The organism is Chryseobacterium balustinum (genome assembly GCF_900168205.1).
In the GTDB taxonomy this organism is placed as follows: Bacteria; Bacteroidota; Bacteroidia; order Flavobacteriales; family Weeksellaceae; genus Chryseobacterium; species Chryseobacterium balustinum.
The window spans coordinates 276,679-289,140 of sequence record NZ_FUZE01000001.1 but is presented as its reverse complement, the minus strand read 5'-3'; the positions used below and the strand labels follow the sequence as shown (position 1 = coordinate 289,140).

The window sequence follows — 12,462 nt, the reverse complement described above, 5'->3', positions numbered from 1 at the left end:
ATATTTATTAAAAATAAAATCCCTTTCAAACTAATTGAAAGGGATTTTCAATTCCAAAATTATTTTTATACATTTGATTATCAAATATTTCTAAAATGGATATTCAATCAAGAAAATTAGAGTTTATACAAGACTTTCTTAAGCTTCAAAGTGAGGAAGTGATTGCTCAGTTTGAAAAGTTATTGAAAAAAACTAAAAATATTGAGGAAGAAAATAAGCTTAAAAAATTAAGTGTTAAAGAAATGAATGAAAGGATTTCAAAATCAGAAGATGATTTTGAAAATAAAAATTTTAAAACAACTTCCGAATTACTTTCAAAATATTCAAATTGAAATACGAAGTTATTTGGTCTGAATTTTCTGAAAAACAGATTGATGAAATTTTCAATTATTACAAGGAAGTTTCTAAGAGTTATCAAGTTGCATTAAACATTATCACTAAAATTCTTTTAGCTCCCAATAAATTAATTTACAATCCTAAAATCGGTCAAAGAGAACTTTTGCTGGAAAACCGGAATATTGAATATCATTATATTGTAGAATCAAATTATAAAATAATTTATTCTATTGATACTGAAAATCAGTTCATTAAAATTGCCGATGTTTTTGACACCAGACAAAATCCAGAAAAAATAGAACGAGAAAAATAAAATCCCTTTCAAAAATAACTTTGAAAGGGATTTTTCTATGAAGAAAAAAATTAGCTCTTGGTATTTCAATACATTCTAACTACAAAATTAACTCAAAGCATTTTAATAAAAGTAATTAAAAGAAAATTTGAGCAATCGCCAAAATCTATAATAAGCAACTTTATAAATTAGTTAGTTCAAATACTGTAAAATATTTTTCTTTTCGAGTTTAAACTCTTTCTTGGATTCAATTTGGATGACAATAACCTGAGTGTTGTCAATGATTTTTTTGACTTCACAAAAAATTTCAGCATTGATTTTTGAAACATCAATATTATTTACTTTAATAATCTTATCTGCTACATTTAATTCTGACAACTCTGGAATTTTAAGCTTATTGACAATAACCAAATGATTTTCCACAGGAGAAAAAGCAATTCCGAAGCTATTATATTCCGGGGTTTTGTCTGTTGGATTAAGAATGACTTTTTTGTTGACGAAATCTAAATCGATGAGAAAATTCTCCATGAATCTTGTTCCAACCAAATTTCGCGAATCTGAACTCGTATCAACAATCTGATTATCCAAAACTTTATTATCAACCTCAACTTCCATCACATCAAGCTTTCTTTCGCCTTTACTAATGCTGCTTAATGATTGAGATAAAAGTCCTTCAAAGATCAGAAAATTATTATCTTTTACTAATTGATAAGATCTTGGATCGAGTGTAAAACCAGAACCCGCTCCTGTATCGAAAAATACATTAAAATTCTGCTTTCTTATATTGACATTGATTGTAGGAACATGAGTGAAATTTTCCTCAGAAAAAGAGATTGACACCGATTGAGCAGAGCTTTCTATTACTTTATCCGAAATAATAATTGTTTTGGTTTTAAAATCAATTCGCCAAACTTTATCATTCATCATATTAGCTCCGAAAATTCCGCTGATCTTTTTACAAGCTCGAGAATCCATCCAACTGATATCTGCAAATGAAAAATTAATATTTTTAAATTTCAAATCAGCCAATTTCAAATCGCTTGTTGAAAAAAGGTCCATTTTCGATTTCGCATTATTAGCATCAATCGCATTAAAAACAAGATTGCTTTTCTTTTCGTTCAACGAACCTTTTAGTTTAGAAGAAATAATCGTTAAAGCACCTGTATCAAAGATGAAATTATGTTTCTTATTTTTGATATCAACATTGATGATTATTTTTCCGTCAATATATTCAAAAGGGATTGTTGTTGCACTAAACAACAAAGGAAACAACAATAGCGCGAAAACATAAAAATTTTTAAATTTCATCAGAGTAAAAAATAAAGACTGTCTCAATGAAACAGTCTGTTAAATATTTTAAGAAAGCATTCTTTGTGCTTTTTTCACACCCTCTACTAATAGATCAATTTCCTGGAACGTATTGTAAACGGCAAAACTTGCTCTTACGGTTCCGGCAATATTAAAGAAATCCATAATCGGTTGCGTACAATGATGTCCTGTTCTTACCGCAACACCCATTTTATCAAGAATCATCCCCACATCTGAGGAAATACCTACTCCTTCAAGATTAAAGGAAACTACGCCTGTTCTGTGTGCCTTTTCTCCATACACTTTCAATCCGTCTATTTCCAAAAGTTGTCTTTGTGCATAATCCAGTAAAGCATTTTCATGATTCTGAATATTCTCCTGTCCTATTTTTTTAATGAAATCAATAGCAGCTCCTAAAGCAATGTTTCCACCTACATTTGGCGTCCCGGCTTCATATTTAAAAGGCAAACCCGCATAAGTAGTTGCATCGAACGAACAAACCGCAATCATTTCTCCTCCCCCATGGAAAGGTGGCAAATCTTCAAGAATTTCCTGTTTTCCGTACAATATTCCTGTTCCCATCGGAGCATACATTTTGTGCCCTGAAAAAACGAAGAAATCGCAGTCTAACTTCTGTACATCAATCGTAAAGTGAGGAGCCGATTGAGCACCATCTATCACAATATAAGCGTCTGAATTAGCTCTTGTTTTAGCAATAATTTCTTCAATAGAATTTACAATTCCCAAAGCATTGGAAACCTGATTCACGGAAACTACTTTTGTTTTTTCACTTAAAAACTGATCTAAATAATCAAGCTGAAGAATTCCGTTTTCATCGATAGGGATCACACGAAGTTTCGCACCCGTTCTTTCGCAAAGCAATTGCCACGGAACGATATTCGAATGATGTTCTAAATATGAAATAATAATCTCATCATCTTTCTTTAACTTTTGAGTTAAAATGTAAGAGATAAGATTTAAGCCTTCGGTTGTTCCTTTAGTGAAAATGATTTCAAAATCATTTTTAGCATTGATAAATTTCTGGATTTTTCTTCTAGAAAGCTCCATTTCTTCCGTTGCTAATTGACTTAACGTATGAATTCCTCTATGCACATTAGCATTGAGTTCTGTATAATATTGATTCCAAACCTCAAGTACCGAGTTGGGTTTCTGAGACGTTGCTGCATTATCTAAATAAACCAATGGTTTACCGTTCACCTCCTGATTTAATATAGAAAACTGACTTCTGATTTCCTGAATGTCAAACATTTTTACAATTTTTAATTAAAAAGCTCTTTATTTAGAACGCATCAAATTTACGATTTTTTATCTAAAAGTCTGCCAGATTAATAGAGTGATCGATTTAATCTAAAACAAAAAAACCTGCCAAAATTGACAGGTTCTTGTATTTTGAGTAAGAAAATATTCTTATTCTGCTGAAGCTTCAGCTGCTTCTGGAGCTGCTCCTTCTTCAGTTGCAACTTCTTCTTCATCCTCATCATCTTGAGCTGCTGCTCCACCTTTAGCTGCATTTCTAGACATTTTAACAGCTACAACAACTGCATTGTCTGGGTGCATGAAAGAATATCCTTCAGTTTTGATTGTCCCAACATAAAGTTTGTTACCAATTTTAAGCGAAGTAATATCTACAACTACTTCATCTGGCAAGTTTGCAGGAATAGCTTTTACTTTCAATTTTCTGAAAGTCTGACGTAGAACACCACCAGCTACAACACCTTTAGAACGACCAGTGATTCTTACAGGAACTTCCATAACTACCGGCTTATCATCAGATAATCTGTAGAAGTCTGCGTGAATGATCTTGTCTGTAATTGGGTGGAACTGAATATCTTGAAGAACTGCAGGAATTACCTGTCCGTCAACTTCAATAGATACCGTGTGTGCTTCAGGAGTATATACCAAACCTTTGAATGACTTCTCTGTAGCAGAGAAATTCAATGGCTCACCACCTCCGTAAACAACACAAGGAACTAATTCAGCATCACGTAAAGCTTTTGTAGACTTTTTGCCCACGCTTTCTCTTTTTGTACCTTGAATTGTAATAGATTTCATTATAAAAATTTTAAAAAAATTGTTTTGTTTTAAATTCGCAAATAATTAATTATCAACTAGATAACAAATTTACTGCTAATCGATTGATGCTCATGCACCATCTTCATAACATCTGCAAATAATGGGGCGCAAGATAGCACTTTTATTTTAGATGTCAAATTAGTTTTTACAGGAATTGAGTCAGTTACAATAACTTCCAACAATTGTGAGTTCTCGATATTGTCGTAAGCCTTCCCAGAAAGCACTCCGTGAGTCGCCATTGCTCTTACAGATTTTGCTCCTTTTTCCATTAGAATCTCTGCAGCTTTACAAAGCGTTCCTGCGGTATCAATCATGTCATCAATAAGGATTACATTTTTACCTTCCACATCTCCGATAAGGAACATTTCTTCTACCACGTTTGCTTTTTTTCTTTCTTTGTAAGCAATTACTACATCCGCACCAAGGTGACCTGCATAGTTTTTCGCTCTTTTTGCACCTCCCATATCTGGAGAAGCAATCGTAAGATTATCAAGCTTAAGGTCTCTGATGTAATCTACAAAGATTGTAGAAGCATACAAATGATCCACAGGAATTTCGAAGAATCCTTGAATCTGATCAGCATGCAAATCCATCGTCATTACTCTTGTTGCACCTGCAGCCGTTAAAAGATTTGCCACTAATTTAGCTCCAATCGGTGCTCTTGGCTTGTCTTTTCTGTCTTGTCTTGCAAGCCCAAAGTACGGAAGTACTACGGTAATACTTTTTGCAGAAGCTCTTTTTGCAGCATCAATCATTAGAAGCAATTCTAAAAGATTGTCTGCCGGCGGAAACGTAGATCCGATTAGGAAAACTCTTCCTCCTCTTACAGACTCGTCTAAAACTGGTTCAAATTCTCCGTCGCTGAACTCCTGAAAGTTGATTTTTCCTAATTCTTTCCCATAATGCTGGGCAATTTTTTCCGCAAGATCTTTACTCGTTCTTGTTGAAAATAGATAACTTAACTGATCGGCCATTTTTACTTTTTAAAAGATTTTGCAAATTTAAAAAAAAACCACAAGAATCAATCCTGTGGTTTCCATTATTTATTTTTATTCCCGATTAAGGAAATTTAACGCCTGAATATTTATTAGGGTCAACCTGTGGTAAATTCGATTTATAAGTCGTATTTATTGATTTAATAAATTCATTTGCAATAATTGCATACCCTCTACCTGTAAGGTGAACTCCGTCTAAAGAGAAAGCTCCTCCTGTAACAAATTTAGCAGTATATCTCACCCCATCCCAAGAAACTCCTGACTGAGATCCAAGCTCATTCATTTTCTTATTTGCATCAACAAAAGCATATCCTTTTGAAGCTGCTGCTGCTTTAATTGTCACATTATAAGCATCAATAGCCGTATTGATTTCTGTAATTTCAGATGGAATTAAAATATATTTATCTGCAAATGGATAAGAAACCCCTTTTGCCGAAAGAGCAGCTAATGCAGTCGGTTCTGTTTTACCAATTTCAGACTTAGTTGTTAGAGGAACCAAGTCTCCTGCTTTTGCCTGTCTAGCCTGCCCATAAGTGTTTCCTAAATAAGTCGCCAAAGCAACTAATTGAGCATTACCTGAGGCCGCAGCTGCAGCCGTAATTTGAACTTTTAAATCCGGAAGACTTTCATCCTTAATAAGCAATGGGTTTGCAGCAGTTTTAGAAAGAGGTTTAATTCTATCTCCCGCTCCAAATGCTGTTAATATCTGATTTAATGGCCCGTATAGATTTGTATTCAGATTATCGATATTCGCTTCTCCAGCAGCCACATTTCCTCCTCCTAAAACAGCAGATGTAAGAGGATTTGTAGGAATCGTTGTTAACGAAGGAATAGATGTTACACTAGGAATATTTGCAACAACTCCTTTAGCATTAGTTGTAGCAATCTCAGAAATCAACAAGTTATAATATTGAGTAAACTGAGCCGCTGGTGTTAAAGTTTCTACTGAACTATCAGCACCCGCTAGAGCATACAATAAAGCATCATTATTACCTATCCATAAAGAAAAGAATGTCGGCTTTTGAGTTTTAAAGTCTGCAATAACTGAAGTTGTAGGGCTTGATGCAAATCTTACGAAATAAGGATTTGCTGTTTTTGCTAAAATCCCTGCAACGTTTCCATACCCCGGAGCTAATAAATGAGAAACTTTTGCTCCCGGAACTCCCATATTATTGAAAGGTCCTGCCAAAACAGTATTTGTTAAAGTTGTAGCAACGTTATTATTCGCATTTTTTATGTCTGGAGCACCTGCTATAAAGCTGTCAATATAAAGCTTTGTACTCGCAATCTGTACATTTGCACCAACATTCAGAAGAAGACCTCCATTATTATCAGCCATTAAAGGCTGTTTGAAATCTCCTCCTCCTACAAGCTTCATTTGCTGAGCTATCATTGAAGGATAAGATTCATTTTGCCCATCAATATAAAGAGCACCGTCTCTATAACCTGAAGTTAGAGAATTTCCTAAAGCTACATATTTAGAAAAATCCGCTTCACCCTTCGTTACAACGATGTCTTTTACGTCAGTATCAAAATCTGTTTCGCAACTTACTGTAAAAAGAAGTGCAGAAGCAGCTATTGTAGATATTATTATTTTTTTCATAATTTAAAATTAAAAAGCATTATAAGATAAACCTAGACCAAAATAAAATGCTTTAGCCTTTGCCTGACCATAGAAACCTAGGTAATTATTTTTCACATCTCTGCTTTGCGGCATCGCATAACCACCTGCAACGTCTACTCCGAATTTTTTAAGTTTAAACCCTACACCTCCTGTTAATACAAAAGAATCAAATGAAGGGGTTTCCGGAATGAAGTTATCATCAGAATAAGGAGACTCATCGTAATAAGCACCTAAACGACCATAAATCATATTCGTGAATGCATATTGAGTTCCCAATCTTACTGTTTTTGAATTTCTAAAATTCTTTGGAGCCACCAATATCGTAGGATCGGCTTGGTTTCCAATTGGAGCATTAGCAAAATCTAAAGTTAGCTTGCTGTATCTTTCCCAACCATGATAATTAAAATCTGCAGAGATCAACCATTTTGGAGTTACCTTATACGTTAAACCAATTGTATATTCTTCTACAAGTGGCAAGGTTGCCGTAAAACTGTCTTGCCCAGCTCCATTTAACCCTAAAAGTGAATTAACAGTATTCTGTGCAGGAGCTACAAAAGTAGCAGTCCCCTTTTTAGCTTTCATGTCAACCGGCGAACGATATGCAATACTCACATCAAGTTTTGGATCGGGTCTGAAATAGAAACCAAAACCAAAACCATGACCGCTTGCTTTTTCGTCATTAATATTAACCGTTCCTCCAAATTGAGTTACCGCTTTATCCCAGTTTACAGATCCTCTTGCGTAAATATAGCTAGCCCCGAATGACACCCAGTCAGCCATTTTCACAGAAACCATAGGCTGGAAATAAAAACTTTTTAGCTCAAGTTTTTGTACCATTTCTCTTCCTTCCCAATCGTAAGGATATTGAATTGTACTTCCAAAAGGGGTAGAAAAGCTAAAACCAATCGACAATTTATCAATCGGCTTATAAGCTATCGCCGCATAAATTGGTGTCCCTAGAGGATTATCAGTCTCTGTGCTCGATAAAGTATTTAAATTCTGAAAAGTAACCTTATTACTTGCTCCAAATCCTCCCGCAACAATACTTAGCTTAGAAGGAATGAATGACATACCTGCCGGATTAAAGAATGCAACACTCGCATCTTCAGCATGGGCACTGGTGTGCGCCATTGCCAATTGTTTTACCCCTTGCAAAGAAACTCTAAAGCCTCCCGCATAAGATAAAACCCCAGCCAATAAAGCAGTTGATATTAATATTTTTTTCATAGACTATTATTATATAACCCAAATATAAAATTATTTTGAATACACCTGTTAATAAATCCCAACATTTTAAACTAACAAGCAAAAGAAAACTATGTTTAAAATAATATCTTATCCATAAATTAAAATAAAACACTCAAAAACACAGTTTTATACAAAAACGTAAGAGTCAATTTTCACCATGTTTAATATTAAACATTTTCAAAAATTAATATTTAGTACATTTGGAATTGTATAAAGATAAAAATCAATAAATTTGCAAGATTAAACAAATTATAATATGAGTTGTGGATGTAAAACATCTGGCGATTCTGCACATTCTTGCGGAACAAAATCTGCGAATGGCTGTGAAAGTGTAAATACCTGCGGTAATAGTTATAAATTAAGTGTTTTCGATTGGCTGTCTAACGTACAAAATCCTGCATCAAACAGGTGTGATTTTGTTGAAGTTAGATTTAAAAATGACAGAAAATTATTTTATAAAAATGTAAATAATATTCCTTTACATATAGGTAGCGTTGTAACAGTAGAATCTAGTCCGGGACACGATGTAGGCGTAGTAAGCCTCACGGGAGAATTAGTGAAAATTCAGATGAAGAAAAAAAGAGCTTCTGAAGAAAACCCACTTAAAATATACAGGCAAGCCAACCAAAAAGACATTGAAGTCTGGCAGGAAGCCCGAAAAAAAGAGGAAAATATAAAAATTGAAGCCCGAAAAATTTCGCACAGAATTGGTCTTGAGATGAAGATCACTGATGTGGAATATCAAGGCGACTCTTCTAAAGTAACATTCTATTACACTGCTGATAACAGAGTGGATTTCAGAATGTTGATTAAAGAATTTGCAGGAGCTTTCCGTACAAAAATCGATATGAAACAAATCGGTTTCAGACAAGAAGCTGCAAAAGTAGGCGGAATTGGATCTTGCGGAAGAGAGCTGTGCTGCTCAACTTGGCTAACAGATTTCAGATCGGTAAATACCAACGTTGCAAGATATCAGCAATTGAGTATCAACCCTCAAAAACTAGCAGGACAGTGTGGTAAGCTTAAATGTTGTCTAAACTATGAACTAGACAGTTATCTTGATGCATTAAGCCACTTCCCTTCTTCTTCAACAATGATTGATACCGAAAAAGGAAGAGCATTTTGTATAAAAATTGATGTTTTCAAAAAGAAAATGTGGTTTGCGTATGTAGACAGCTCAATGGCATGGTATGATTTCGACGTTGATTTGGTAAAAAAAATGATTTCGCAAAATAAAAGAGGCGAAAGAACGTTACCTCTCGAAGATTTAAAACAACCGGAAATTTCTGTGAAAACAGTAGATCTAATTCAGGAAAATAGTGTGGATCGTTTTGAGAAAAAGAACAGAGGTTCTAACAAAAACAGGAATCAAGGACAAAGCAGACCAAACAACAATCAAAATCAGGGACCTAGAAAACCTAGACCAGAGAACAGCGACGAGAAACCTGAGAGAAACGATAGAGGTGAAAGACCAGAAAGACAGGAACGTCAACCACGCCCTGAAAAACCGGTGAGATCTAATCAAAATAACAATCAAAGGCCTCAAAAACTACAGCAACAGAGACCGCCAATAGAAAAATCGGAAACTGTAAATACTGTAAATAACGACGCTGAGGCAAAACCTCAGAATCAACCACCCAAAAAGAAGTTTAAAAAGAAATTTCCTCCAAAAAAAGATAATAATGCATAAAATTTCAGGGCTTTTTCTCCTTATTTTTTTGGTGAGCTGTAATGCTTCCGGAGAAGACGTTATTATGAATAACATTGATAATAAATGGAATAAGAAGACCGAACAAAAATTTAATCTTGAAATTTCGGATCCGCAAAATCCTAAAAATCTTATATTTGTTGTAAGAAACAATAATGAATATCCTTACAGCAATATTAGATTTATTGTAAATCTTACCCATCCGAAAACCAAAGCCAAGCAAATTGATACGCTGAACTATATTTTAGCTAAACCAAATGGCGAATGGCTTGGAACAGGATTTGGAGAAACGAAGGAAACTTTATTTCAGTATAAACTGAATTACAGATTCCCGGAAAAAGGTAATTATGAAATTTCTGTTGCTCAAGCAATGAGAAACGATAATCTTCCGGGGATTGAAGACTTAGGTATAAAAGTAGAAACGGCTAAACCGTAATTATACATGGAAGAAAACAAACAAAATAAAGGAAGCAAAGGAAAAACGTTCCCGCTTCCTCCTAAAAAAGGTACTAAAAATTCTGCCTGGAAAAGATGGGTAAAATTCATCTGGATTGGGTTTATTGCAGTAGTTTTAGGTATTTCAGGACTTTTCTTTGCAGTTTCCCAGGGCTTTCTTGGCGAAATGCCTGATGTAAAAGAACTTGAAAATCCTGACATCTATGTAGCCTCACAAATTTACTCTTCAGACGGAGTTCTTTTAGGAAAATTTGAGAAAGAAAAAACTCAGCCTATTCAATACAAAGACTTACCTCCTTACTTAATATACGCACTTCAAGCAAAAGAAGATGAGCGTTTTAAAGAACATTCGGGTATTGACTTGAAATCAATTTTGAGAGCCGTAAGATATGGTGGAGACCGAGGTGGAGGTTCTACGATTACACAACAGTTGGCAAAACTTTTATTCACTAAAGAGCCTTCAAAAAACCCTGTAAAAAGAGCCGTTCAAAAGCTTAAAGAATGGGTCGTTGCGGTAAGCTTAGAAAAAAGATACACCAAAGAAGAAATCATCACTTTGTATTTTAACAAGTTTGATTTCACTTACAACGCAAACGGAGTTGAGATGGCGTCTAAAATTTATTTTAATAAATCTACATCGCAATTAACACTTCCGGAAGCAGCTGTATTTGTATCAATGCTTGAAGCGCCGATTGCAAATAATCCTTTAAGAAATCCTGAGCGAGCAAAAAGAAGAAGAGATGTCGTATTAGACCAAATGCTTGAAACAGGGTATGTAGATAAAGCAACTCACGACAAAGCAGTTGAAACCCCTATAACGACAGATTACCGTCCTATAAAAAATATCACAGATGATTATTCTGCTTACTATAAGTTTTATTTAAAAAAGGAAATAGATACTTATCTTAAAGACTACGAAAAAGAAACAGGAAAACCTTTAAACCTCTTCAAAGACGGTTTAAAAATATATGTAACCCTGGATTCTAAAATGCAGAAATACGCCGAAGAATCAATTAAAGAACATTTAACGGACCTTCAAAAAAGGTTTGATGCAGAACAAAGAGGTAGAAAAAGTAGACCATTCTATTATCTTAATGACCAACAGGTAAATAAAATAATGATGCAGGCTGTAAAAAGAACTGGTCGTTACAAACAATTGAGCAGAGCCGGAGTTTCTGAAGATTCTATTATGATGGAATTCCACAAGCCTATAAAAATGTCTAGATTTACTTGGGCAGGTGAAGAAGAAGTAGAAATGAGCCCTTGGGATTCTATCAGATGGCACAAACAAATTGCACAGGCAGGTTTAATGTCTATGGTTCCAGGAACAGGCGAAATTAAAGCTTGGGTTGGAGGAATCGATTGGCAGCATTTTCAATATGACCACATCAAACAAGGAAAAAGACAGGTAGGATCTACCTTTAAGCCATTTGTTTATGCAACTGCCATTATGAAATTGGGGCTAAACCCTTGTTCTACAATTTCAAATGCTACTTTCACTAAAGGAAGCTACAGCGTTCCGGGAAGAGGAGGAATGCTAACTTTAAAAGATGCTTTAGCTCACTCTCAAAACCCTGTTGCATTGAGATTGGCAGAAATGACAGGAACTCAAAGTGTCATTCAGACAGCAAGAGATTTAGGAGTAACTGAAGAAATTTCGACAAGTCTACCAATGGCTTTAGGAACATCTGATATTACGATTTACGAAATGCTAGGAGCATATAGCACATTTGCCAATTACGGAAACTACAACAAACCAGAAATGATTTGGAGAATTGAAGATGTAAACGGAAGAGTTATAAAAGAAGTAATCTCAGAACCTAAAGAAGTAATGAATCCTAATTACGCCTATACCATGATTGAATTGATGAAAGGTGTAGCACAATACGGTACAGCTTCAGGAGAATTGGGAAGACGAGGAGTATCCAAAAACATTGAAATTGCTGCAAAAACCGGAACAACTCAGAATAACTCAGACGGTTGGTTTATGGGGATTACTCCCAAATTAGCAACAGGAGCTTGGGTTGGCTGGGAAGACAGAGCAACTCACTTCTTAGGAACAGGTGAAGGTCAGGGAGCAAAAATGGCATTGCCAATCTGGGCAATATTTATGAAAAAAGTATGGGCTGATAAAAGTTTAAAAATATCACCTGACGATAAATTTATAAAACCTCTTGATTGGAAAGATGGCTGCAGCAACCTTCAGGGGCTTGGTGGTGGATACGGTGACGATGGAGGATTACAAACCATTGATGATTTAAAAAACCCACGTCCCGCAGACAACGGACAAAAAAATACCCCTGGTAAAAAAGAAGAAAATGTAAACGAACATCTGAATACCAGTGAAGATGTAGATTTTAACAAATAAACTTATTTATCATTATCATAAGACCTTTCAATA

At 34.9% G+C, this 12,462-nt stretch carries 11 protein-coding genes; 5 read left to right on the top strand and 6 right to left on the bottom strand.

The window, feature by feature from the left end; genetic code table 11:
• Positions 1 to 95: 95 nt before the first annotated feature.
• Both B5X64_RS01460 and B5X64_RS01455 read left to right on the top strand, forming a co-directional pair.
• Positions 96 to 332, top strand: coding sequence for a hypothetical protein (locus B5X64_RS01460; protein WP_079463560.1), 237 nt, complete (start codon positions 96 to 98; stop codon positions 330 to 332).
• On the top strand, positions 329 to 649 hold the full coding sequence (locus B5X64_RS01455) for a type II toxin-antitoxin system RelE/ParE family toxin (protein ID WP_079463559.1): 321 nt from the start codon (positions 329 to 331) through the stop codon (positions 647 to 649). The genes B5X64_RS01460 and B5X64_RS01455 overlap by 4 nt, the downstream gene beginning before the upstream one ends.
• Positions 650 to 820: 171 nt before the next feature.
• On the opposite strand, the gene B5X64_RS01450 is transcribed toward B5X64_RS01455, so the two are convergent.
• The 6 genes from B5X64_RS01450 to B5X64_RS01425 form a co-directional block, all read right to left on the bottom strand.
• Positions 821 to 1,936 (bottom strand): aspartyl protease family protein, encoded by a 1,116-nt coding sequence (locus tag B5X64_RS01450; protein WP_079463558.1) that lies wholly within the window; start codon positions 1,934 to 1,936, stop codon positions 821 to 823.
• Positions 1,937 to 1,984: 48 nt separating this feature from the next.
• Positions 1,985 to 3,205, bottom strand: coding sequence for a cysteine desulfurase (locus tag B5X64_RS01445; RefSeq protein WP_079463557.1), 1,221 nt, complete (start codon positions 3,203 to 3,205; stop codon positions 1,985 to 1,987).
• A gap of 159 nt (positions 3,206 to 3,364) precedes the next feature.
• The gene (locus B5X64_RS01440) at positions 3,365 to 4,009 is read right to left on the bottom strand and encodes a 50S ribosomal protein L25/general stress protein Ctc (RefSeq protein ID WP_079463556.1); all 645 of its coding nucleotides are present in this window, start codon (positions 4,007 to 4,009) and stop codon (positions 3,365 to 3,367) included.
• Between the two features lie 56 nt (positions 4,010 to 4,065).
• Positions 4,066 to 5,004, bottom strand: a complete 939-nt coding sequence (locus tag B5X64_RS01435) for a ribose-phosphate pyrophosphokinase (RefSeq protein WP_079463555.1) — start codon at positions 5,002 to 5,004, stop codon at positions 4,066 to 4,068.
• An 85-nt stretch (positions 5,005 to 5,089) separates the two neighbouring features.
• Positions 5,090 to 6,628, bottom strand: coding sequence for an SGNH/GDSL hydrolase family protein (locus tag B5X64_RS01430; protein ID WP_079463554.1), 1,539 nt, complete (start codon positions 6,626 to 6,628; stop codon positions 5,090 to 5,092).
• 9 nt (positions 6,629 to 6,637) lie between these two features.
• On the bottom strand, positions 6,638 to 7,876 hold the full coding sequence (locus tag B5X64_RS01425; protein ID WP_079463553.1) for an OmpP1/FadL family transporter: 1,239 nt from the start codon (positions 7,874 to 7,876) through the stop codon (positions 6,638 to 6,640).
• 277 nt (positions 7,877 to 8,153) lie between these two features.
• On the opposite strand from B5X64_RS01425, the gene ricT reads away from it, so the two are divergent.
• Genes ricT through B5X64_RS01410 form a run of 3 tightly spaced genes read left to right on the top strand, consistent with a single transcriptional unit; the run spans position 8,154 to position 12,429 of the window.
• Positions 8,154 to 9,587: a regulatory iron-sulfur-containing complex subunit RicT gene (gene ricT, locus B5X64_RS01420; RefSeq protein ID WP_079463552.1), complete on the top strand. Its 1,434-nt coding sequence runs from the start codon at positions 8,154 to 8,156 to the stop codon at positions 9,585 to 9,587.
• Positions 9,580 to 10,041 (top strand): gliding motility lipoprotein GldH, encoded by a 462-nt coding sequence (locus B5X64_RS01415; protein WP_079463551.1) that lies wholly within the window; start codon positions 9,580 to 9,582, stop codon positions 10,039 to 10,041. Before ricT ends, B5X64_RS01415 begins: the two co-directional genes overlap by 8 nt.
• A gap of 6 nt (positions 10,042 to 10,047) precedes the next feature.
• Positions 10,048 to 12,429, top strand: a complete 2,382-nt coding sequence (locus B5X64_RS01410) for a penicillin-binding protein 1A (RefSeq protein ID WP_079463550.1) — start codon at positions 10,048 to 10,050, stop codon at positions 12,427 to 12,429.
• The last annotated feature ends 33 nt before the right edge of the window (positions 12,430 to 12,462 follow it).

Coding starts and splice junctions, on each gene's coding strand:
- B5X64_RS01460 (WP_079463560.1), top strand. CDS start 96: ATGGATATTCAATCAAGAAAATTAGAGTTTATACAAGACTTTCTTAAG.
- B5X64_RS01450 (WP_079463558.1), bottom strand. CDS start 1,936: ATGAAATTTAAAAATTTTTATGTTTTCGCGCTATTGTTGTTTCCTTTG.
- B5X64_RS01445 (WP_079463557.1), bottom strand. CDS start 3,205: ATGTTTGACATTCAGGAAATCAGAAGTCAGTTTTCTATATTAAATCAG.
- B5X64_RS01440 (WP_079463556.1), bottom strand. CDS start 4,009: ATGAAATCTATTACAATTCAAGGTACAAAAAGAGAAAGCGTGGGCAAA.
- B5X64_RS01435 (WP_079463555.1), bottom strand. CDS start 5,004: ATGGCCGATCAGTTAAGTTATCTATTTTCAACAAGAACGAGTAAAGAT.
- B5X64_RS01430 (WP_079463554.1), bottom strand. CDS start 6,628: ATGAAAAAAATAATAATATCTACAATAGCTGCTTCTGCACTTCTTTTT.
- B5X64_RS01425 (WP_079463553.1), bottom strand. CDS start 7,876: ATGAAAAAAATATTAATATCAACTGCTTTATTGGCTGGGGTTTTATCT.
- ricT (WP_079463552.1), top strand. CDS start 8,154: ATGAGTTGTGGATGTAAAACATCTGGCGATTCTGCACATTCTTGCGGA.
- B5X64_RS01415 (WP_079463551.1), top strand. CDS start 9,580: ATGCATAAAATTTCAGGGCTTTTTCTCCTTATTTTTTTGGTGAGCTGT.
- B5X64_RS01410 (WP_079463550.1), top strand. CDS start 10,048: ATGGAAGAAAACAAACAAAATAAAGGAAGCAAAGGAAAAACGTTCCCG.